The sequence below is a fragment of the Neobacillus niacini NBRC 15566 genome, assembly GCF_001591505.1.
Taxonomy (GTDB): Bacteria; Bacillota; Bacilli; order Bacillales; family Cytobacillaceae; genus Neobacillus; species Neobacillus niacini.
In genome coordinates, this window is record NZ_BCVA01000001.1 from 214,447 (window position 1) to 238,112 (window position 23,666).

Sequence of the window (23,666 nt, forward strand, 5' to 3'; positions counted from 1 at the left end):
TAACATGGTTCATAATTTGTTTATATTTTGTCTACAAATTGTTCACTTTAGTACTCTTTTTCTTCATATCATCAACACAAGAATTCACTATACTTTACCTATTCATTAGTTAATTTTGATTAACATGTAAAGGCAGGGAACTCTTATGAGCATAAAAAGAGAGAGCATAAAGGTGTATGAGATGACTTGTACATCCTGTGAGAAACGGGTTGAACGGACAGTAAAGAAACTAGATGGAGTAGTAAATGTAAAAGCAAGTTTTAGTGGTCAATTGGCGGATATTGAATATAATGATAAGCTATGCAGTATAAAAAAAATAAAAGCAGCTATTCAAAGTGTTGGCTATGCCACAGAAAAGTCTAACGACTATAAGTTGATTGGGATTTTGATAGCGGTAGCAGCGGTTGTGCTGCTTGGAGTAAATTCTGGGAACTATGATATGGAATCTCACCTTAATAATGCTTCTTATGCTGTATTATTTGTTGCAGGTGTCATTACTTCTATCCATTGTGTTGGAATGTGCGGAGGAATCATGCTTTCACAAAGTATTGGTAAAGAGAGCAAAAATAGGTTTGAAGCCATAAAACCAGCTCTTTTATATAATACTGGAAGAGTAGCTGCCTATACGATTCTGGGTGGTATCATTGGTGCCATTGGGTCAGTATTTGCTCTATCCCTTACGGCAAAAGCAGGATTACAGCTGTTTGCTGGTATTTTCATGATTATGATGGGATTTAATATGTCTGGGTTTAAGGCTTTTAGGAAATTCCAAATTAAATTACCTAATGTTGCCTGTCAAGCAATGAGTAAACCGAAAGCTCCGTTTTTTGTCGGGCTTCTAAACGGATTAATGCCATGCGGTCCCCTTCAAACTATGCAAATATTTGCGCTGGGGACAGGCAGTGCAACTGCTGGTGCGTTATCGATGTTTATGTTTTCAATTGGTACTGTCCCCTTAATGCTGACATTTGGAGCATTATCAGGGTTGTTGAGCAAAGGGTACACAAAAAAAATCCTTAAATTTAGCGGTGTGTTAATAATTATGCTTGGTCTTATTATGAGTAATAGAGGGCTTGCTCTGGCCGGCATGAATTTAAGCCCGATGGCCCTTATGTCAAGTATTGGTGCCTTCGGTGATGCAAGCGCCACCGCAGACCCCTCGAATGCAACTAAAGCAACCATTCAAGATGGCGTTCAGGTATTGAATATGACCGCCAATGTCTATGGCTATACTCCAAAAACCCTTTATGTCCAAAAAGGAATGCCGCTTAAATGGGTTATAGAAGGAGAAGAGATTACCGGCTGTAATAATTCGATTGTTGTGCCAGACATGAACATTCAACAGAAGCTGCAAAGCGGTAATAACCTTATTGAATTCACACCTGGGGATGAAGATCTAAATTTTAGCTGTTGGATGGGAATGAAACGTGGAGTCATAAAGGTGGTAGATGATCTTGAAGCAATCACCGCTTCAAGCAGTGACGGCGAAGGGCTTGATTCAGCTGTAACTGCACCCCCTGCTGAACCTGTAAAGCCTAGTATCTACGGAAATGATTTTAGTAAGGTAGCGACAGATCGATTAGTTAAAAAAGCTGGTGTGGCTGTTAACGAGCAAACGATTATGATTAAAGGAACTGGTTATGAGTTTGAGCCATTAATCATGGTCGTGAATAAGGGAATACAGACAAAAATGACATTAGATTTAACTGCCTTTGATAATGCTGAAGGCTACTTTATGTTAATGAATTCGACAACAAAGCAGATCGTAACTGATTTTACAGGCAGTAAAGGGATAAATAATCTTGAGTTCTCAATAAGTGAAATTGGATCATATGGTATCTTTTTAAATGAACAAGAATTACTTGGAATCATTGAAGTTGTTGAAGATATAAACACAGTTGACGTTGAAAAAATCAGAGCAAAATATATTCAGTAATGACAAAGAGCTTTGGCAATCATATTGATTATCAAAGCTCTTTTTACCTTCTGTTAATTTGCTGAATTAAAATAGACTTTCACCTTGGTCCCTATCCCTTCCATACTATTCACCTCAATCTTTGCATTATGAAGCTCTAGTATATTCTTAACAATCGTTAATCCGATCCCATTTCCTTCAATTTGATTCCTGCTTTTATCTCCTCTGTATAACCGTTCGAAGATAAAGGGTAAATCTTCTTGCTTAATACCGCTGCCGTTATCAATCACTTCAACGACAATTTGCTTCATTTCTTTGTATAGTTTAATCGTAATTTCCCCATTGCTTTCAGTAAATTTAATAGCGTTTGACAGTAAGTTTATGATTACTTGTTTGATTTTATCGATATCGCCAATAATTTGATATTTTTCATTAGCCAGGATTTCATACTCGATTGATATACCTTTTTTTCCTACCCCAATAAAGAAATCTTTACTCATTTCAATTAACAAGTCATCCAAGTTGAAGGGTTCATAATTAAGCTTGATACTTTCCGATTCAAACTCCTTTAATATGTTTAAGTCATTTATTAATTTGCCAAATCGAATTATTTCCTCATTTAAATAGATTAATCCTTCATTTGTTACCGGGAACACTCCATCAATCATGGCTTCAAGATTATTTTGCAGCACATTTAGAGGGGTTCTAATCTCGTGAGTTATATCCGATACTAACCTCTTTCTTAGCGTGTCCTGGTGCTTTAATTTTTCGGCAAGGATATTCACACTTTTCCTTAAATTTTCAAGCTCTTCAATTTTACTTTTACTAGTTGATTTAGCTTCAAAATTCCCTTGGGATAAGCTAACGGACAGATTGGCTACTTCGCGAATCGGAGTAGAAAATTGTTTTGAAAAATAAAGACTTATAATACTGATGATAATTAAAGTAATAATTCCACTGACCACAATACTCTTATTGATAGAATTCTTAAAGTTTACATCCTCTTCCGATAACAGGACAGATGAGTATTGTCCAATATCAACAAAGCCCACGGCTTTACCATCAACATTTATTTCAAACGTCTTAGTTGTGTAAATACCATTATCTTGGACGGACATATCACCGACATGGATTTGATTTAATAATTCATTCGGATCCATTCCCCAGACAGGCTTCTTCTGACTATCCATTAGTGTTAAACAATAGTTTCCCATATAGGCCTCGTGCATTAATTCAATACCAGTATCCTTTGACCATTTCCCTTCTCTCTTATAAGCCTCTTCAAAATAGGAAACGATTCTCTCATATCTTTTGTTTTGAATATCAATCATGTACAGGTTAAATTTATTGGAGACCGTAAGATTTACGAAAATTGTAACCAGCAGGATGGCTGCAACAGCACATAACACAAATAAGATGCTTAACTTTTTGCTGATTGATTGCACTTATCTCTCACCGCCAAATTTATAACCTGCCTTCATAACCGTTACAATATATTTAGGATTCTTCGTATCTCTTTCTATTTTTTTTCGGATGTTTTTAATATGAACATCAATTGTTCGATCATATCCGCTAAAATCTGCACCAAAGATTTTATCTATTAACCTCTCTCTTGATAAAACATTTCCTTTTGCGGTTACGAGTCCACATAAAATATCAAATTCATTAGGCGTAAATGGAATTTCCTGTTCCATAACTTTTACAGCTCTCTTATCACAATCAATCAGCAAATACCCATCATCAAAAATTACCTTGGATGACGGAAATTTAGCGCCTAATCGTCTAAACAAAGCATTCACTCTAGCAGTTAGTTCTCTTGGACTAAACGGCTTTATCAAATATTCATCGGCACCAATATTTAAACCCTCAATTTTATCATTTAAAGAGCCTTTAGCGGTAAGCATAAAAATATGAACATCAGAGGATTGACGGATAATTTTGCAGACCTCTTCACCACTTATATCTGGAAGCATTAAATCTAAGATAATTAGTTTAAAATCTACTGTTTTAACAAGGTCTAACCCTTTTAATCCCGTGGAAGCACGATGAACCTTATATCCTTCTTTTTCTAAGTAACCTTTGATAACGGTTGATACACTTTCCTCGTCTTCAACTAGTAAAATATGATTCATGATATTTCACCCTGCCCACTATTTTTTCAATCCTATCTATAATAAGTATACTAGCTGAGGATAGTGATAAATGGTAAAAAGGCTGACAATTATGTGTCAGCCTTTAGACTAGATATTTTTATAATTTAACTTTTTGTAAACGTAAAGCGTTCAAGACAACGGAAACTGAACTAAAGGCCATGGCAGCGCCTGCAAGCCAAGGAGCTAAGAAACCAAGAGCTGCTATTGGGATCCCAAGCGAATTATAGGCAAGTGCCCAGAAAAGATTTTGCTTTATGTTCGTTATCGTCTTCTTACTCATGTAAATTGCGTCAGCAATACTATTTAAATCCCCGCGAATAAGTGTTATATCCGCTGCTTCCATCGCTACATCTGTTCCAGTTCCTATCGCCATACCAATGTCTGCAACCGCAAGTGCTGGGGCGTCATTTATTCCATCTCCGACCATTGCCACTTTCTTTCCTTGGGCTTGCAGCTTCTTAATTTCATTCGCTTTTCCCTCCGGAAGAACTTCAGCAATAACGTGGTCAATACCTGCTTGCTTTGCAATAGCTAATGCAGTTTGTTGATTATCGCCCGTGATCATAATGACATCAAGTCCCATGTTTTTGAGACGGCTAATCGCCATTTTTGATGTTTCCTTAATCGTATCAGCAACAGCAACAGTACCAGCATATTGGCCATTAATAGCAGCAAGCATTGCTGTTTTCCCTACTTTTTCTAATTCATCCATTTGTGCAAGTGCACCATCAACATGGACATTATACTTGTTCATTAATTTTCTTGTACCAACTAATAATTCGTTCCCATCTACCATCGCTTTGATACCGAATCCAGGAATTGCTTCAAATTCTGTTACATTTGTTAAAGGAATTCCTTTTTCCTTTATTCCTTGAACGATGGCCTGGGCAAGCGGGTGCTCCGACTGCTTTTCAGCTGAAGCCACTAACGATAAAAATTCATTCTCATCAACTAATTCATCGGTAAAAACATCGGTTAATACAGGAGTTCCATTTGTAACTGTCCCGGTTTTATCCAAAACTACGGTAGAAATACGATGGGTCATTTCCAAATGTTCTCCACCTTTAAAGAGAATACCAAATTCAGCTGCTCTTCCGGACCCAGCCATGATAGAGGTTGGTGTTGCTAAACCTAATGCACATGGGCAGGCAATGACAAGGATAGCAATCATTTTTTCTAAAGCTTCTGCAAAATCTCCAGGTGCCACCCACACATACCATATGATAAAAGCTATTACAGCAATCCCTACCACAATTGGAACAAATATGCCAGATATTTTATCGGCTAAGCGCTGGATAGGTGCCTTCGAACCTTGTGCCTCTTCAACCACCTTAATGATTTGTGCAAGAGCCGTGTCCCTGCCAACCTTCTTTGCCTCAACCTTAAGGAAGCCATTTTTGTTAAGAGTTGCACCAATAACCTCATCACCGATAGTCTTATCAACAGGGACACTTTCCCCTGTAAGCATGGATTCATCAATGGCTGAATTTCCTTCGATAATTTTTCCGTCCACAGGAATTTTTTCTCCAGGCCTGATATGCAGAATATCTCCAACAATTACTTCTTCAAGCTGAATTTCTTGTTCCAGCCCATTTCTTTCAACCGTTGCGGTCTTAGCTTGAAGTCCCATTAATTTCTTAATCGCTTCTGACGAACGACCTTTTGCTTTTGCCTCAAATAGCTTACCTAAGATGATTAATGTAATCAGGACTGCACTAGTCTCATAGTAAAGTTCAACTGAGTGAGTATCCATTGAAAGCGACATAATCGATAAATATAAACTGTAAAAATAAGCTGCAGATGTACCCAGAGCAACAAGGACATCCATATTGGCACTTTTATTTTTCAATGCCTTATAGGCTCCGACATAGAACTGGCCGCCAATGATAAATTGAACGGGTGTTGCCAATACAAGTTGAACCCATGGATTCATAAAGGCTTTAGGAACCCAGATAAAGGAGGTAAATGAAAAATGTCCAACCATTGCCCACAATAATGGGAGGGATAGTACGCTTGAAAAAATAAACTTTTTCGTTTGTTTCTTAATTTCCTTTTGACGATGATCGATTGTTTCTTTTTCGTCCTCCTTTATATGGGCTCCATAACCAAGGTTTTCAACTTTCTTAATAATATCAGCCGGTGATAAAGCCGACCCGTTATACTCAACCGTCGCTTTTTCAAGGGCTAGATTCACATTTGCCTTAACGACACCTTCTAATTTATTTAAGCCTTTTTCTATTCTGGTGGAACAGGCAGCACAGGTCATTCCAGTGATATCAAACTCAGCTTTTTCAGTAACGACATCGTATCCCAAATCCCTTATCTTTTTCTCTATATCTTCAACCTTAAGTTTTTCTGGATTGTATTTTATTGCTGATTTTTCTAGAGCTAAATTGACGGTTGCTGTTTCTACACCTTCTAATTTATTTAATCCCTTTTCAATTCTTGTAGCGCAAGCAGCACAGGTCATTCCAGAGATTTGCAAATTGGTTTCTTTTAAACTTTGAGCCATAAAATCCACCCCTTTATACCCCTTTAGGGTATAATAATTTGTAAAAAGAACGTGCTACTCAAAATAGCACGTATCTTTCAAATTTTTTACTCTACATCGTAACCTTGGTCATCGATTGTTTCTTTAATTTTATCGAGGGTTACCTCTTGATTATTAAATTCAACATCGACTGTATTAGCTTTTAAATCAACTTTTACAGAACTTACTCCATTAAGTTCACCAACACTGCCTTCAACTGCCTTTACACAATGATTGCAAGACATACCTTGAACGTTTAATGTTACTTTTTCCATTTATATACATCCTTTCCTATTTAACAATTTTGTTAACCTTAATTCCATTTAACCATACCCCCCTACCCTATGTAAAGTGCTTTTTATATTTTTATTTTATTATTTCCTAACTTTCACATTTTGTTCATACTTAGGTTTTTAACTTAAAGGGACCAATAAGTAATGGTATCCATTATACCTAGTAATATCATAATAAATCCGGCTACCCTTTGGATAACGACTCCGAACTTTCTTCCTTTTTTCATTAATACACCACCGCCGCCTAGATACCAAATTATAAATATAAATAGGAGCAGCGGCAGGGCCGTTCCAAATGCAAATATAGACGGCAGAATAAACCCATATGAGCTGGACAATACAACTGGCATAAGCGTAATAAAGAATAAGATAAACATGGTCGGGCAGAATGCAAGGGAAAAACTAAAACCTAACATAAATGAACCAAATGGGGTTTCCTGTTTGTACTCTTTTGAACCTTTAAATAAATTGATTGTCCCATTGATTTTTATAAGTCCTAACATGTAAAACCCAACAATGATTAGTAAAGGCCCCATTATTTTACGAATCCAAGGGAAATAGGAGATGAGGTTATCTTGAATTTCTCTTCCTAAAATCCAGACAAGTGCACCTAACAACGAGAAGGCAGCGATTTTACCTAAAGTGAAGAAGATAACATCTTTCCAGACGATTTTTTTCTGGAAGGATCGGTTACCGTATAGTGTTAATGCACTGAAGTTTCCGGTTAGTTGACACGGCGCCAGCGCTCCCACTAGTCCCAATATTAAAGCAAAAACAAGGGGCCATGATTCCAAGTTATTGGCAATGATAAAAAACGGTTTGCTGACAAACGCACTAAACTGGCTTAATACGTTATACATTGGATCACCTGTATTCTAGTAAATACTGTTTTTGTTAATTACTACTATATCAATAGTACTCAGATTATATGAAGATGGTATGTTGAGATTTTGACAAATTTGCGACACCTTAGGGAATATACCGTTAATAAAGCTTTACAAACAATTAACATCAAACTTTCAGGAAACCATTTAAAATAGTAATAAATACAACCTAGCATTACATTAGGGGGATTTATGAAACAACTATTTGAAATTCTTATCGTTTCGACCAGGCTTGGTCTTACCTCATTTGGAGGTCCTATTGCTCATTTAGGGTATTTTCATGAAGAGTATGTTCGAAAGAAAAAGTGGCTGGATGAACAGGGGTATGCTAATTTAGTAGCTCTTTGTCAATTTTTGCCCGGTCCAGCTAGCAGTCAGGTTGGGATAGGCGTCGGTGTTTTACGGGGTGGATTATTAGGAGGGATATTTGCCTTTCTTGGTTTTACGATTCCTTCTGTGATTGCACTTATACTTTTTGCCATTATTTTAAAAGGTATGGATGTTGGAAATGCTGGGTGGATTCATGGATTAAAAATTGTCGCAGTAGCCGTCGTTGCTCACGCCATTTTAGGAATGGTACAAAAGTTAACTCCTGATCTTACTCGAAAATCAATTGCTTTGTTTGCATTACTAGCTACACTTCTATGGCAGACTGCTTTTTCACAGGTTAGTGTGATTGTGGTTGCTGCTGTGGTGGGATTTTTCATCTATAAAGAACAGAAGGAAGATTCTCCCTCTTCTATCCAGTTTCCACTTTCTCGTACGGCAGCGGTCGTTTGTTTAGGTTTGTTTTTTGGATTATTGATCCTTCTGCCAATTTTAAGAGAGTTGACGGCTTCTAGTTGGGTGGCGATGTTTGATAGTTTTTATCGGTCTGGTTCTTTGGTTTTTGGCGGCGGGCATGTGGTATTGCCTTTATTGGAGCGTGAATTTGTTCCTACTGGCTGGCTCAGTAAAGAAGAGTTCCTAGCCGGGTATGGAGCAGCTCAGGCGGTACCTGGACCATTGTTTACATTCGCTGCCTATATTGGTGCCGTCGTGGATGGCTGGGCTGGAGGATTACTAGCCACCTTTGCAATCTTTCTCCCTGCGTTTTTGCTGGTTTTAGGTACATTACCATTTTGGACAAGTTTAAGCGCTAATCCAAAAATAAAAGGAGCAGTAATGGGGGTAAATGCAGCTGTGGTTGGAATACTAATTGCAGCATTTTATGATCCCATTTGGACAAGCTCCATTTTTGATCCAATGGATTTTGCGTTTGCTGCCCTATTGTTTTGTATGCTTGCCTATTGGAGGCTGCCGCCTTGGATAGTTGTGGTTACTGGAAGCGTCGGTGGCTACCTGATAAGTCTAATTTGAATATATGAAAAAACGAGGATGTCCTATTTAAAGGACTGTAGCTTTAAAATAAAGTTTGATCAAAAAATACCTATCAAACCTACATCTATCGTAACTAAAAAAGAACCCGTTTTGAAAAAGATTGATCAAACGGGTTCCTTCTTTGTGAAGCATTGTACAATTTTTATAAAAAAGTGTGATAATTTTCGAGCTAGAATCTTCAACAATCGTTCCCTATTATGGAATAACTCAAACATGATCCCCATCTTAAAATCCGTTAAGTTCATCCTTTTTAAAACCTTGTTTGTCCTTATAATCCGTTAAACGAACACATTTCAAAAATTCATTTAGTGCTGAAGGTAAACTTCCTTAATTATCCAACACTATTAACTGAACAAAGCGATTTTGATAAGGCGTGATGCTTTATTTCCGCCAAAAATTCGTATAGTCTGTCTTATCCATGATATTAAATTCAATAATATTTTCTAGTAATTCGTAATTTACCTGCTCATTCCACGGAATTCGAAATAAGCCTTTGGTAGAGCTGTAACCAGCTTTTGCAATGTCATCGGCAAAATGCAAAATGCCTGCTACCTCTGGCGAAACACTCAAATGCAGCTTGGCTGTAGAAAAGCCTATGATAAATGTGCCGTGGTCGGAAAACATTGGCGTATTCCATTTGAATATCGGTTCCAAATTCGGGAATTTATTTGCAACCCACACCAAAATTTCCTCTGTTCTGTCGCGGTGGTCAGGGTGGTCGATTCCTTCTAAATATTTTTGAAAAACCTCCATGTTGATCCCTCCTAGAATAAAATGTTCTCGTTTAATTCGAATTCATTCTTAACTAATATCCATAAAAGGAATCCTTTTTGATATTCTTTTTTAAAATATTATTATTTTGTAAATAATCGGAGGTGGCATCTACCATTTCTTTCGGTCCAGCAATTAAGTAGTTACCATCGTTGTTATATATGGTGGTAAACTTATTTATCTCCCGATATAAATCATCCCTTGAATCAAGGTAAGTTACACTTATTGAATAATTATTAGCAATTTCATCAATTTCATCTTTAAATAGATATGACTTTTTGCTATTCATATAGAGAAGTTTTATTTGTTTTTCGACTCCATTCCACTCTGCCTCTACTTGTTTTAATATTGAACGAAATGGTGTTATTCCAATTCCGCCTGCTATTAAAAGTGAAGGATTGTTATCTTTTAAATAAAAACTACCTACTGGTCCACTCATTTTAACCTTCATACCCTGTTTTAATTCCAACATCGCCTTCTTAAAATCGCTTGGGTTATCACCAATACGCATTGTTAGTCTAACAATATTCTCAGTGGGAGTAGATGCCACAGTGAATGGTTTTGTAGGATTTTTTATTTTCTTATGAGTAATGCTAAACAAACCATGTTGCCCTGCTTTCCAAGTTAAATCTTTCTCTTTTTTAAATAGGAAGGTATAAACACCTTCAGACTCTTTGTAACTTTCCAAAAATAGTAAATCTCTCTTTTTAAATATGGATAATGTATCTTGAAAAAAACTCATTTCCTATCTCCTTTATTAAAGCTATCCTACTGACTTGGATTTTCCTTTTCTTTCAGTCACACTTATTTAACCAACAACGGGATTTAAAATTTCAAAAGTACAAAACAGATCACTTATTGGCAACGGAGACCATTAGTGATCTGTTTTATGATGTCTATTTTAAACCATCCTAATAGTAAGTAGGTGGATTTCCATCCCGCCTTTTATCTCTTTATTTACTAACAACAGGGATCCACATTTCACCATATACTAAGCCGTCTTGCTGTCCCATCACAACTGCTGCATTTGGACCACCAACATAGGATACATCCGTTACTTCCATCAGGACTTCACCAAAGGCAATACCAGTAAGCTTGTTACTCAACTCTTCATCTGTATCCGCTTCCCCTCTAACAACAATGTATTCCCCTTTGGGAAATTGGATAAGTCTAGTTACCTCTGGTAAGGATTCCTCCGTCATAACACCAGCATAATGCATCATCTTATTATTCACTGCTTCGTTTACAACAAATATGTAGTCATTTGTTGCGACAGTTTTTAGTTTATCAAGCCTTCCATCTTGATTGACAGCTTGCCAAAAGTCTGCCTTTTCCTTATTAATACCAGCATAGTCAGTGTAATCACTCTTAAGCTCTGTTCCAAAACCTAAAACAGTAAAGCTGTCCTTTTCTTCTAAAGTATAATTTGCCATTTCAAAATTCCTCCTTTTAAATAAACAAAAGATTTGTTTTCTTACTCGCTGGGTTTATAGTAGCATTAAACTATGTCAAAAAGTGATACTGTTTAAGAAGACCCATGAAAAAAGTTGAACGGATTAATACCATCATGCGGTATATCAACAATCGCTCCTATTTTACAATTTCTGAAATAATGCGGGAATTTAACATCTCCCGTTAAACTGCCATTAGGGATATCAGAGAAATTGAAGCGATGGGGATGCCACTTGAAGGTGAAGTTGGAAGGGATGGAGGTTAGTCCAAGAGCTTCCTTCAACTTCTTACCAATTAATGAAGAACGTTTTCGTATAGACATTCATTCACTTACTTTTCCATTTTTCTAAAAAGACAAAAAAATAACCTCATTGGTAAGGATTACCAATGAGGTTATTTTTTATCGAACTTTATTGTAAAGCTACTGGGAATCCTCGTTTTTCATTTTTATAAACCACACTTTAGCTGCGTACCACAGTTGGAACATGTATTACAGCCGCCGATTTCTTTTACTTTTCCTTTACGGCAAACTGGGCATGTGTTGCCAACCTCTGAACCGATGGTTACATCTGTTGAACGAAGATCACTAATGGTATCAACCAAAACCACGTGTTGTTTTGTTTTCTCTTTAAAAGTTGTTGTTACATCATTTTCCTCTGCCTTAAGGGTAAGAACTTGTGAATCACGCGATCCATCTACATAGACCGTGCCTCCCTTAGCTCCGCCTTTATAAAGACGTTCGTAAACAGCTTCAACTTGTTCAACACTGTATCCTTGTGGTGCATTAACTGTTTTACTAATAGAACTATCAATCCAACGCTGAATAACACATTGAACATCTGCATGCGCTTCAGGTGCGAGTTCCATTGCAGATACAAACCAGCTTGGCAAATTCTCAGATTCTGCTTCTGGATTCCTATCTAAATATTCTTGAACGATATCAGCTTTTACTTCAATAAATTTCCCTAAACGTCCGCTTCGGAAATATGAGAATGAGAAATAAGGCTCAAGGCCAGTTGAAACTCCAACCATTGTACCAGTGGACCCCGTAGGAGCAACAGTTAGTAAATGTGAATTTCTTATTCCATTTTCCAATATAGATTGGCGGACATCTTCAGGCATTTTTTTCATATATCCTGTATCGATAAATGCTTGACGTAAACGATTCGTTTCTTCACGTGTTTCACCATTTAAGAATGGGAAGCTTCCCTTTTCTTTTGCTAGTTCCACTGATGTTTTATACGCTGTGGTCGCAATTGCTTCAAAAACCTGGTCAACGAGTTTATTTCCTTCTTCTGAGCCATAAACCGTTTCACAATAAATTAACATATCATGCAAGCCCATTACTCCAAGACCAACACGACGCTCTCCAAGAGCTTGCTTTTTATTTTCTTCAAGGAAATATGGCGTAGCATTGATAACGTTGTCCTGCATTCTAACGCCAATTTCTACTGTTTTCTTTAATTTCTCAAAATCAACTGTTTTTGTTTCCTTATCAGCCATTTCTGCAAGGTTAACAGCTGCAAGATTACATACAGAAAATGGTGCGAGAGGCTGCTCTCCACATGGATTTGTTGCCACTACTTGCTGCCCGTATGCTTTTGCATTGGTCATGTCGTTTGCATTATCGATGAAGAATATTCCTGGCTCTGCAGAGTAGGTAGCGCAAATGTTTATAAGATTCCAAAGTTCTTTCGCTTTGATTTTCTTATAAACTCGTACTTTGTGACCAAGTCTCTCCCATTCACGTACGTCTCCAACATTATGCCATTCTTCATTGTAAATTTTCATTTCTTCTTTATTGTAGATTTCAACATGTGGAAAACGAAGCTCATACTCACTATCATTTTCAACAGCTTCCATAAATTCTTTTGTCAAACAGATAGAGATATTTGCTCCTGTTAGGAATTCTGGATTATGAACCGTATAATTACCACCAGTTTGAAGCTTTTCTTCAGCCTCTGCAATAATATCCTCACCAAAACCACCAGTACCGGGAATATGTTTATAATTAACAATTCCCTGATACATAGCTCTCTCTTGTGCAGTTAGCGGTGTTAATTTTAGTTTGTCCTTAGCATGCTTCTTGATTGTTTCATCGTTTGTATTTTCAATTAAAAACCTTAGAATTCTAGGGTTTTGCATTTTTGAAATAATAAATTCAATAACGTCTGGATGCCAGTCCGCAAGCATGATCATCTGCGCACCCCTGCGCGATCCACCTTGCTCAACCAAGTGCGTTAATTTCGCAATATCATCTAACCACGAAACCGAACCTGATGATTTTCCATTTACACCTCTTGCTAAGGTGTTTCTTGGGCGCAATGTAGATCCATTTGTACCAACACCACCGCCGCGGCTCATGATTTCCATTACCTGTTTACGGTGATCAGAGATCCCTTCACGTGAGTCTGGAACAAAAGGCATTACATAACAGTTAAAGAACGTTACATCCGTTTCTGCTCCTGCCCCATAAAGGACACGACCTGCTGGAATGAAATTCATTGAAACAAGCTCATTGTAAAACTTCTCAAACCACTCAATCCGCTTCTCTTCCGTCTCTTCAACCGAAGCAAGTCCAGTTGCATTTCGCTTTGCAATTTGCTCATAAAACAATTCAAGAGGTTTCTCAATCACATCAAGTGAACGCCATATTAATCCAGTTGTGCTTTCTTCAGCGTCATCTAGGACACCTCTAAATTCCTCTTCTACTAAAACCTTTGCTTTTTTACTCTCCCAATCAATCTCCATGATGTATCCAAGACCGCGTGCTGGGAATTTTGGATCTTCTTTTATAGTGAGAACAACAAAGTCGCCATTCGTTAGGGTGATTTTTGCAGTGTCTTTGAAGGTGTACCGGTCCAACATGACCAATCGTGAAACACCCTTATGAGTTATTTTCATATCTGGGGTAACCGGGTGCACTTGCGGGAATAAGTGGATATCCTCATTCAACCTTTCAAAATCAATATTCATTTTTTGTCTAAAAACAACAGACATGAGAACAACTCCTTCAAAAAATTCTATATATTGAGTGAAATTCTAGTAAGTAAGACTATATCTTGTATTTCTTGTTGACTTAATATAAATAAATTAACATAGATAGGATACACAAATCAATATATAGTACCGAAAATATTTTCGACAACACTACATATTGTGTTAGAGGCAAAAAATATAAACTTTGTCAAACTCAAAATAAAATAGAAACAAGAGTATAGATAAGATATCTATTAATTTTCGGCATAAAACCGGAAATTTTAACAAATTTCGCAGGTTGCGATTTTTTAATGCAGGAAAATTTAACGGAGATAATTGATTATCTAGAATATTAAAAAAGGTATACTTAATTCATAAGCGAATAAGAGGAGGAAAAAATAGATGATAGCACATATTGAAAAAGTTGAAAACTTCTATATTGCCACTTTTGAACGACATCTTAAACATTCAGTTAAAGAGGTATGGTCGTATTTAACAGATAACGAGAAACTGCCAAAATGGTTTTCGGAGTTACGTGTAGACGAACTTCATAAAGGCGGAGTCATTAAATTTGATATGGGGGATGGCACTTTTGAAGATCTTTCTATCTTAGACTTAAAAATAAATACTGTTCTGGAATTCTCTTGGTGGAAAGACACCGTTCGGTTCGAATTGACCGAAGAATCAAAAGGATGTTCATTGCGCCTAATAGAGAAAATTAATACAATTACTGACCATACACCAAGAGACCTTGCTGGTTGGCATGTATGCTTAGATGTCATTGAAGCGCTTCTAGACGGCAGGAGCATTGAGCGTAAAGAAGAATGGAAAGTCTGGTATGAAAAGTATATTAAGGAAATAGAAAAAGTAACCAACCAATAAAAAACAGGCGTACCCCTTAAATGGTACGCCTAATCATCTATCTTTTGAAGTTCCACTCATCACTTTCATATCTCTCTTTAGCAATTCTATTCACGTATGCAAGTTCTTCATCGGTTAATTGATAGGATTGTAGTTCGATATTAAGACCCTCTGCAAAGCCTTTATAGAAAGCTTCTTTTGCTTCGTCTAATGTGATTTTTCTTGAACTAATTTCATTAATGGCAACTGCCTTACTTTTAAAAGCAGATTTCATCCTGTCTTTTACTCTTTCACTAGGATATTTAAATAGGCTGAATAGCTTGTCCTCATCTAAATCTAATAGAATCGATCCATGCTGGAGGATTACTCCCTTTTGCCTTGTTTGTGCACTACCGGCCACCTTACGACCTTCGACCACTAGTTCATACCAGCTTGGTGCGTCAAAACAAACTGCTGAACGAGGATTTTTCAGTGCACTTCGTTCCTCATCTGTTTTTGGGACAGCAAAGTAAGCCTCTAATCCTAGCTGGTGAAATCCTTTTAAGATTCCTTCAGAAATAACACGATACGCCTCTGTTACCGTCTTAGGCATTTCCGGGTGATTTTCCGAAACAATTACACTATAAGTAAGTTCATGCTCATGGAGCACTCCTCGGCCGCCTGTGGGTCTTCGAACAAACCCTAATCCATGGGCTTTTACTGCCTCCAGATCGATTTCCTTTTCAACCTTTTGGAAATATCCAATGGATAAAGTCGCTGGTTCCCAGCCATAGAAGCGGATAACGGGGGGGATTTTCCCTTCACTATGCCAATCAAGTAATGCCTCATCCAACGCCATGTTAAATGATGGAGAACAATTACCTGAATCTATAAAACGCCATACCTCTTTGCTCATATAAAAACCTCATCTTTATCTAATTTATCTTGTTTTAGTCTACCAAAATCTGATATAAATTCAAAACCAGATGTTTCAGGTATAATGAATTTGAAGTTTTTTGTCGTTTATTCTTTATCTTTCTTTAATTGGCTTATATAATAAAACATAGTGTACCATGCTTGAAAGGAGCAATAGAAATTGAATTCACTTTATGTCCTACTAATCATCATCGTGGCAGTTGCAGCGTACTCCGTTTTCACCTATTTTTATCAAAAAAGGATTGTAAAAACGGTAACGGAAGAGGAGTTTCGTGCCGGTTATCGAAAGGCACAATTAATCGATGTTCGTGAACCGAACGAATTCGAAGCAGGTCATATTTTAGGAGCCCGAAATATTCCAATGTCACAAATGAGAATGCGAATGAAGGAGCTTCGTCCAGATTTACCTGTTTATTTATATGACCAAAATGGATTGCGCAGCTCTAGGGCAGCTCAATTCTTGCACCGTAAAGGTTACAAGGATCTTACCCAGCTTCAAGGCGGGTTCAAAAAATGGTCTGGAAAAGTAAAAACAAAGAAATAATCGATGAGGACTTCCTATATTCTGGAAGTCTATTTTTATTACTTTTATTGGATTTTTCCCCTATTTTCGTCCCGCCTAATTTACCGGCACAATTCCACTTCCCCAAAAACCAAAAGGTCAGATTCAGCAAACTGAATCTGACCTAAAATCTCTAAGCCTTTTGGTATTTTAAGATTGGTTTACGCGCAGCTGTTGCTTCGTCCATCCTGCCTACCACAGTGGTATGCGGCGCTTCTTGGACGATTTCTGGATTCTCCTCTGCCTCTTTGGCAATTTGGATCATGATGTCAATGAATGAATCGAGCGTTTCTTTAGATTCTGTTTCCGTTGGCTCAATCATGATACATTCTTCCACATTCAATGGGAAGTAGATGGTTGGCGGATGATAGCCAAAATCAAGCAGGCGTTTTGCTATATCCAACGTACGAACACCTAATTTTTTCTGTCTTCTTCCGCTTAGTACAAATTCATGTTTGCAATGCTTATCGAATGGAAGATCATAATATTCAGCAAGTCTTCTCATCATATAGTTTGCATTTAGTACAGCATATTCAGTTACAGCTTTTAAGCCATCAGGGCCCATAGAACGAATGTAGGTATAAGCACGAACATTGATACCAAAGTTACCATAGTAAGGCTTCACGCGCCCGATTGATTGCGGACGGTCATAATCAAATACAAACTCTTCTCCGCGTTTTGTAATCACAGGCTTTGGTAAATACGGAATAAGGTCTGCTTTTACACCAACAGGACCTGAACCAGGACCTCCGCCGCCATGTGGACCTGTAAAGGTTTTATGAAGATTCAAGTGAACAACATCAAAGCCCATATCTCCAGGTCTAGCTTTTGATAGAACAGCATTTAAGTTCGCTCCATCATAGTAAAGCTTTCCGCCGGCAGCATGAACGATTTCAGCCATTTCCACAATATTTTCTTCAAAAAGTCCTAGGGTATTGGGATTTGTTAACATTAAGGCAGCAGTATCTTCCCCAACCACTCTTTTTAAATCATCAAGGTCTACTAGACCAAATTCATTTGATTTTACTGTAATCGTTTCAAGACCTGCAACGGTTGCAGAAGCAGGGTTTGTTCCATGAGCAGAGTCTGGAACAATAACCTTCGTACGTTTCAAATCTCCATTGGCTTCATGGTAGGCACGAATCATCATTAATCCAGTCCATTCACCATGAGCGCCAGCTGCTGGCTGCAACGTAACTTCATCCATTCCTGTAATTTCAATTAAATGCTGCTGCAAATCATACAACAACTCAAGAGCACCTTGAACCGAGCTCTCGTCCTGCAATGGATGAACATGAGCAAATCCATTAAAACGGGCTACGTTTTCATTAATTTTCGGATTATATTTCATGGTACAAGAACCTAATGGATAGAAACCAGAATCTACACCATGATTTCTTCTGGATAGAGCAGTATAATGACGCATAATATCAAGCTCTGAAACCTCAGGAAGTTCTGGCTCCTCACTGCGCAAATACCCTTCAGGCAGAAGACTGCTTAGGTCTAATTCAGGAACATCCATTTCCGGGAGGCTATATCCAATTCTTCCTGGTGTGCTAGATTCAAAAATGAGTGCCTGGTCTTGGTTATGCATGCAAATCCCCCACTTCTTTAACAAGAGTATCAATTTCTTCCTTCGTTCTTTGCTCTGTTACAGCAACCAGCATATGGTTGGCAAGCTCCGGATAGTCACGTCCTAAGTCGTAACCGCCGATGATTCCTTTTTGTAACAAGGCTTGATTGATCTCTTTTACTGGCTTGTTTAGTTTCAGAACAAATTCATTGAAGGAGTGTCCTTCGTAGACAACCTGAAAGCCTGCTTCTTTAAATACAGTTTTTGCGTAGTGTGCCTTCTGCAAGTTGGCCGCGGCCATTTCACGTACGCCTTTTTTACCAAGGGCAGTCATCGCTACAGATGCAGCCAATGCATTTAACGCTTGGTTTGAACATATATTTGATGTCGCTTTATCGCGACGGATATGCTGTTCACGAGCTTGTAGTGTTAATACAAATCCACGGCGGCCCTGATCGTCAGTCGTTTGGCCAACGAGACGTCCTGGTACCTTTCTCATTAACTTTGTGGTTACGGCAAAATAACCGCAGTGTGGGCCTCCAAACGCAGTAGGGATTCCAAACGGCTGCGCGTCACCAATAACAATATCTGCACCAAACTTCCCAGGAGGTGTTAATACTCCAAGAGAAAGTGGATTGCTTGAAACAACAAATAATGATTTATTAGCATGAACAATTTCTTCTAGTTCTTTTAAAGGTTCAATTCTTCCGAAGAAATTTGGGTACTGTACAATAACAGCTGCAATTTCCTCATTGGCTAATCCTTTTAATGCTTGAGTATCTGTAATTCCATCGTTAACTGGTACCTCAATTACTTCAAGATATTGACCTTTTGCATAAGTTTTTAAGACTTCCCTTGACTCAGGATGTACAGCACCTGAAACAATAATCTTTTTCCGTTTCGTATGTCCTGCGCTCAGCATCGCTGCTTCAGCTAATGCAGTTCCTCCATCATACATAGAGGAGTTAGCTACATCCATACCAGTTAACTCACAGATCATTGTCTGAAATTCAAAAATGGCTTGGAGCTCACCTTGTGAGATTTCAGGTTGATAAGGTGTATAAGCCGTATAAAATTCAGACCGAGAAATAACATGGTCAACAATTACAGGCATATAGTGGTCATAAACACCTGCTCCCAGAAAGGATGCATTTGTTTTTAAATCTGCATTACGAGAAGCCATTTGGAAAAGTTCTTTCATCAAAGTAGTCTCAGATTTTGCAGCTTTAATGTTGTACTCACCTTTAAATCTAACCTTTTCTGGAATATCGCTGAACAATTGATCAACGGAGTTAACGCCGATTGTTTCAAGCATTGCCTTTTTATCTTCTTCAGTCATAGGTAAATATCGATGTTTCATAAACCTAATCTCCCCTCGTGTTTACTTTTCTCGTTTATAAAAAGGTGTTGGTACTACTTTCGCCTTTAAGCGTTTTCCGCGAATTTCAACTTCTATTTCTGATTCTAAACCTGCGTATTCTTTTTTAATTAACACAAGTCCAATATTCTTTTTCAAAGATGGTGATTGCGTCCCGGTTGTCACCTCACCAATAAGTTCCTCACCTTTATAGACAGGGTAACCATGTCGTGGTATTCCACGGTCAATCATTTCAATTCCTACTAATTTTCTTGCTGCACCCTTTTCCTTTTGCTGCTTAAGTACTTCTTTACCAATAAAATCTGCTTCTTTATTTAACTTAACTGCAAAGCCAATTCCAGCTTCAAGCGGAGTGATTTCAGGAGACAATTCTTGGCCATATAGTGCAAGAGTCGCTTCAAATCTGAGCGTATCCCTGGCACCTAAACCACAAGGAACTACCCCTTCTTCTTCCCCGGCAGAAAGAATCGCTTTCCAGAGTTCAACAGCATCTGAGGAATCGCAATATATTTCAAAGCCATCCTCCCCTGTATAACCAGTTCGTGAGATCAGTGCATTTTTCCCATCAATCGTTACTTTCTCTTGGAACTTAAAGAAGCCAATTGTACTAAGATTAGTATCACCTGCTAGCTTTTCAAGGACTTTTTCAGCAAGCGGACCTTGCAGCGCCAATTGAGCCATTTTTTCAGATAAATTTTCAATCGACACATTACCCTCTAAATGATCCTCAAGCCATTTATAGTCCTTTTCGATATTTGAGGCATTAACAACTAGCAAATAATGATTGTCCTCTATTTTATAAACGAGCAAATCATCAACAGTGCCGCCATTTTCATAGCACATTGCATTATATTGTGCTCCGCCATTATTAATTTTTGAAATATCATTCGTTAACATCTTTTGCAAGTAGTTTAAGCTGTCTGGACCCTTTACTTCTACTTCCCCCATATGAGAAACATCGAATAAACCAGCCTTAGTACGGACAGCTTCATGTTCTTCCTTAATGCTTGAGAATTGAACAGGCAGCTCCCAGCCTCCAAAATCAATCGTTTTCCCACCATATTGCTTATAAACTTCAAATAATGGTGTACGTTTTAATTCAGTCATCATCACGAATCCCCCTTTTGATGTTCCATTTTTTAGACTACAGCGCATAAAATAACAAAAAAGGACAGATACCTCCCTTTACTAAAAAAAGAAGGTCTCTGTCCTTGCACCTGAAAGTTTACCTAAGCTCGGCTTTCCCCTTTGGTGGCTGCTCTTTTTGTCAGCACTCTCCAGAGCTGCGTCAAACAAGAGTTCTTTTGCCTGAGAGATTCACACATTGTGCTTGCTCCTTCGGCGCTACATAAGTAGTCTCTCCCCTTGTCATCATCCGCATTATAATATTTTCACATTCGGGTCATACTAAAATATACATCTGAAAAAATTTTATTTTATTGCAATAATTAAAACATTCAAATCTATTTCCATCCTACCATTAAAGCATAAGGTGAGCAATAAATTTTTTGTGCATGAAGGAGCTGAAAACATGACAGTTGAAATAGAATTTGATTCCTCCTGGCAGGATGAATTTTTACATAGGATTGAGAATGATGGACCATGGGGAAATTGGGACCTTTTTAAACTGGCAGTCGGAGTTGAAAAACATCTGATTATCCCTGAATTTGAAGGCCTGCAAGCACCTAATCATTTACCGAATTTGACGCCGCTTCCCCACCAGCTGGAAACGGCAAAACAAGTAATTGAGAATATGAATGGAAAGGCCATTCTTGCTGATGAAGTTGGGCTTGGAAAAACGATAGAAGCGGGTCTTATTTTAAAAGAATACATGATTCGTGGACTTGTAAAAAAAGTTCTCATTCTTGTCCCAGCTTCCTTAGTAACCCAATGGGCTTATGAATTGAATAGTAAATTTTTTATACCTGCGGTTTCTCAAAAGAAAAGCTATGTTTGGGAACAATGCGATGTTGTCGTTTCATCAATAGATACTGCAAAACGGGATCCACACCGCGATATTATCAATAAACAGGACTATGATTTAATTATTATTGATGAGGCTCACAAACTTAAGAACAACAAGACAAAAAACTATGAGTTTGTACAAAATCTTAAAAAGAAGTTTTGTCTGCTTCTCACTGCTACACCTATTCAAAATCGAATTGGTGAAATTTTTAACCTCGTATCCCTATTAAAACCTGGCCATTTAGGCAGTGAAACAGCATTCTATGATAAATACAAACGGGATGCACGCTCATTAAATGATAATGAGCATTTAAAAGAGTTGGTTAATAAGGTAATGATTCGAAACCGACGTGCGGATACAGGCATTGAATGGACCAAAAGACATGTTGAAACTATACCGATTGAATTTACACCCGAGGAAAAAGAATTGTACCAAGCTATTACTGATTTAAAGAGCGAAGGCGATTGGGTCCAAACAAGTGCATTCTCGGTGATGACCCTGCAGAGGGAAGCCTGCAGCAGCAGGGAGGCAGTTTTTTATACACTTAAAAACATGCTTCAGAAAAAAGAAAACCCTACGAAGGAGTTTCAAGACCAGATTCAACATTTAATTTCAAAAGTGGAAGCAGTTTCGAGCAACTCTAAAGCGGAAAAGGCTTTGGAATTGATTCAAAAAATTGATGATAAGGTTATTATTTTTACCGAATACAGAGCAACCCAAATGTACCTCCAATGGTATTTAAAACAAAACGGGATATCATCCGTTCCGTTCCGCGGGGGCTTTAAACGAGGTAAAAAAGATTGGATGCGTGAGCTATTTCAAAAGCATGCACAAGTACTCATCGCGACTGAAGCGGGTGGAGAAGGTATTAACCTTCAATTCTGTAATCATATAATAAATTTCGATTTACCATGGAATCCAATGAGATTGGAGCAGAGAATCGGGAGGATCCATCGTCTAGGGCAAGAAAAGGATGTAATGATCTACAATTTTGCAATTCAGAACACAGTGGAAGAACATATATTAAAGCTACTATATGAAAAAATTGAACTCTTTGAAAAAGTAATTGGTGATTTAGACGATATTTTAACGAAGTTAGACTTTGGAAGTATTGAAGATCATCTAATTGATATTTTTGGACAATCCTGCTCTGAGGGAGAAATGCGGATTAAGATGGAAAATCTTACATCAATGATTGATTTAGCTAAAGATATGCAGAAGGAGGATTCACATGCAGCAGCTGGAAATTCATAATTTTCTGATACGCTATTTTCTGGCTAATGAATGTGAAATAACAGAAAATGGACCAGGATACCTAACGGTTCAATTAACAATCGAACTCGATAAAGAATTAATGAACCGACCTTTTTATTGGCATTACTTAGAAAAAACTGGCGGAATACCTAATCCGATGAAGCTTACGTTTATTACGAACCCTCAGATAGTACCTGAACATATTAAGGGAGAAACCGTTCATTTTGGTTCTCCTCGTCTGCACCAAATTTTTCAATCAACCAAAAAGCTGTCTAGCTATATCAGGCTTTATGAGAATCACCGTAATGGTCAACAACAAACTCCATTAATGCCTTGGCTTTGCATGAATGTTAAGATCTCGTATCAATGCGACCGTAAGCGGGATATTTATAAATCAATTGGTTTGCAGCTTATTAATGGACAAATGATTGAGGATTTTCATGAGCGACTGCAGAATGTCCAACTGACACCGAAAATACCGGATTATTCGTTTACTCTTTCACCTCTTGTTAAGCCAAAAAGCGGAATGTCGAGAATCGAACACTATCTGAAAGCTGTAATTAATGAAGATGACCATACGTGGGCCGAGGAAGCTCGGAAACGCTGGGAGCAAGATTTGCGTCTTCTTGATCATTTTTACGAGGATGTGGAGGAGGAAAATGAAAATTATGAAACAGAGAAAAAAGCCTTGCAAGACCAATATGAACCAAAAATAAACATTTCATTTATAAATGGTGGATTGTTTTATTTAACCGATAATGCTGTGTAAAAGAGTAAAGAAGCAGTTTTTGAATCTGCTT

General features: G+C 37.8%; 19 protein-coding genes, 1 pseudogene and 1 riboswitch. Of the genes and pseudogenes, 7 read left to right on the forward strand and 13 right to left on the reverse strand.

Annotated elements, in window-relative coordinates; all coding sequences use genetic code 11:
- Nucleotides 1-145 precede the first annotated feature (145 nt).
- Nucleotides 146-1,936 (forward strand): urease accessory protein UreH domain-containing protein, encoded by a 1,791-nt coding sequence (locus BANA01_RS01155; protein ID WP_063251286.1) that lies wholly within the window; start codon nt 146-148, stop codon nt 1,934-1,936.
- Between the two features lie 53 nt (nt 1,937-1,989).
- Here BANA01_RS01155 and BANA01_RS01160 read toward each other — a convergent pair whose 3' ends face one another.
- From BANA01_RS01160 to BANA01_RS01180, 5 genes are all read right to left on the reverse strand, one after another.
- The gene (locus tag BANA01_RS01160) at nt 1,990-3,360 is read right to left on the reverse strand and encodes a sensor histidine kinase (RefSeq protein WP_063251287.1); all 1,371 of its coding nucleotides are present in this window, start codon (nt 3,358-3,360) and stop codon (nt 1,990-1,992) included.
- The gene (locus tag BANA01_RS01165) at nt 3,361-4,047 is read right to left on the reverse strand and encodes a response regulator transcription factor (RefSeq protein WP_063251288.1); all 687 of its coding nucleotides are present in this window, start codon (nt 4,045-4,047) and stop codon (nt 3,361-3,363) included.
- 118 nt (nt 4,048-4,165) lie between these two features.
- Entirely contained in the window at nt 4,166-6,580 is a 2,415-nt protein-coding gene (locus BANA01_RS01170; protein WP_063251289.1) for a heavy metal translocating P-type ATPase, read from the reverse strand.
- Between the two features lie 86 nt (nt 6,581-6,666).
- Nucleotides 6,667-6,873 carry a copper chaperone CopZ gene (gene copZ, locus BANA01_RS01175; RefSeq protein WP_063251290.1) on the reverse strand — a complete coding sequence of 69 codons (207 nt, stop codon included), beginning with the start codon at nt 6,871-6,873 and terminating at the stop codon, nt 6,667-6,669.
- Between the two features lie 143 nt (nt 6,874-7,016).
- Nucleotides 7,017-7,751 carry an urease accessory protein UreH domain-containing protein gene (locus BANA01_RS01180; RefSeq protein ID WP_063251291.1) on the reverse strand — a complete coding sequence of 245 codons (735 nt, stop codon included), beginning with the start codon at nt 7,749-7,751 and terminating at the stop codon, nt 7,017-7,019.
- Between the two features lie 216 nt (nt 7,752-7,967).
- Between BANA01_RS01180 and chrA the strand changes: the two genes are divergently transcribed.
- Nucleotides 7,968-9,134 carry a chromate efflux transporter gene (gene chrA, locus BANA01_RS01185; RefSeq protein ID WP_063251292.1) on the forward strand — a complete coding sequence of 389 codons (1,167 nt, stop codon included), beginning with the start codon at nt 7,968-7,970 and terminating at the stop codon, nt 9,132-9,134.
- Between the two features lie 402 nt (nt 9,135-9,536).
- Here chrA and BANA01_RS01190 read toward each other — a convergent pair whose 3' ends face one another.
- From BANA01_RS01190 to BANA01_RS01200, 3 genes are all read right to left on the reverse strand, one after another.
- The gene (locus tag BANA01_RS01190; RefSeq protein ID WP_063251293.1) at nt 9,537-9,908 is read right to left on the reverse strand and encodes an iron chaperone; all 372 of its coding nucleotides are present in this window, start codon (nt 9,906-9,908) and stop codon (nt 9,537-9,539) included.
- 52 nt (nt 9,909-9,960) lie between these two features.
- Entirely contained in the window at nt 9,961-10,668 is a 708-nt protein-coding gene (locus BANA01_RS01195) for an FAD-dependent oxidoreductase (protein ID WP_063251294.1), read from the reverse strand.
- A 211-nt stretch (nt 10,669-10,879) separates the two neighbouring features.
- Nucleotides 10,880-11,359, reverse strand: coding sequence for a GyrI-like domain-containing protein (locus tag BANA01_RS01200; RefSeq protein ID WP_063251295.1), 480 nt, complete (start codon nt 11,357-11,359; stop codon nt 10,880-10,882).
- A 104-nt stretch (nt 11,360-11,463) separates the two neighbouring features.
- Here BANA01_RS01200 and BANA01_RS28930 point away from each other — a divergent pair.
- Nucleotides 11,464-11,640 (forward strand): annotated as a pseudogene (locus BANA01_RS28930) (helix-turn-helix transcriptional regulator); the annotation flags it as partial.
- Nucleotides 11,641-11,825: 185 nt separating this feature from the next.
- Here BANA01_RS28930 and BANA01_RS01205 read toward each other — a convergent pair.
- A complete protein-coding gene (locus BANA01_RS01205; RefSeq protein ID WP_063251296.1) occupies nt 11,826-14,378 on the reverse strand; it encodes a vitamin B12-dependent ribonucleotide reductase in 2,553 nt (850 codons plus the stop codon).
- A 381-nt stretch (nt 14,379-14,759) separates the two neighbouring features.
- On the opposite strand from BANA01_RS01205, the gene BANA01_RS01210 reads away from it, so the two are divergent.
- Nucleotides 14,760-15,239, forward strand: coding sequence for an SRPBCC family protein (locus BANA01_RS01210; RefSeq protein WP_063251297.1), 480 nt, complete (start codon nt 14,760-14,762; stop codon nt 15,237-15,239).
- A 37-nt stretch (nt 15,240-15,276) separates the two neighbouring features.
- On the opposite strand, the gene BANA01_RS01215 is transcribed toward BANA01_RS01210, so the two are convergent.
- A complete protein-coding gene (locus BANA01_RS01215) occupies nt 15,277-16,113 on the reverse strand; it encodes a lipoate--protein ligase family protein (RefSeq protein ID WP_063251298.1) in 837 nt (278 codons plus the stop codon).
- A gap of 180 nt (nt 16,114-16,293) precedes the next feature.
- On the opposite strand from BANA01_RS01215, the gene BANA01_RS01220 reads away from it, so the two are divergent.
- On the forward strand, nt 16,294-16,677 hold the full coding sequence (locus BANA01_RS01220) for a rhodanese-like domain-containing protein (protein ID WP_063251299.1): 384 nt from the start codon (nt 16,294-16,296) through the stop codon (nt 16,675-16,677).
- A gap of 151 nt (nt 16,678-16,828) precedes the next feature.
- Here BANA01_RS01220 and gcvPB read toward each other — a convergent pair whose 3' ends face one another.
- Genes gcvPB through gcvT form a run of 3 tightly spaced genes read right to left on the reverse strand, consistent with a single transcriptional unit; the run spans nt 16,829 to nt 20,753 of the window.
- Nucleotides 16,829-18,289 carry an aminomethyl-transferring glycine dehydrogenase subunit GcvPB gene (gene gcvPB / locus BANA01_RS01225; RefSeq protein WP_063251300.1) on the reverse strand — a complete coding sequence of 487 codons (1,461 nt, stop codon included), beginning with the start codon at nt 18,287-18,289 and terminating at the stop codon, nt 16,829-16,831.
- Nucleotides 18,282-19,628: an aminomethyl-transferring glycine dehydrogenase subunit GcvPA gene (gene gcvPA / locus BANA01_RS01230; protein WP_063251301.1), complete on the reverse strand. Its 1,347-nt coding sequence runs from the start codon at nt 19,626-19,628 to the stop codon at nt 18,282-18,284. The genes gcvPB and gcvPA overlap by 8 nt, the downstream gene beginning before the upstream one ends.
- A 21-nt stretch (nt 19,629-19,649) precedes the next feature.
- Nucleotides 19,650-20,753 (reverse strand): glycine cleavage system aminomethyltransferase GcvT, encoded by a 1,104-nt coding sequence (gene gcvT / locus BANA01_RS01235; protein WP_063251405.1) that lies wholly within the window; start codon nt 20,751-20,753, stop codon nt 19,650-19,652.
- A 179-nt stretch (nt 20,754-20,932) separates the two neighbouring features.
- Nucleotides 20,933-21,021: riboswitch (glycine riboswitch) on the reverse strand.
- 156 nt (nt 21,022-21,177) lie between these two features.
- Between gcvT and BANA01_RS01240 the strand changes: the two genes are divergently transcribed.
- Entirely contained in the window at nt 21,178-22,866 is a 1,689-nt protein-coding gene (locus tag BANA01_RS01240) for a DEAD/DEAH box helicase (protein ID WP_063251302.1), read from the forward strand.
- Nucleotides 22,844-23,635, forward strand: coding sequence for a YqhG family protein (locus BANA01_RS01245; protein WP_063251303.1), 792 nt, complete (start codon nt 22,844-22,846; stop codon nt 23,633-23,635). The genes BANA01_RS01240 and BANA01_RS01245 overlap by 23 nt, the downstream gene beginning before the upstream one ends.
- Nucleotides 23,636-23,666: the final 31 nt, after the last annotated feature.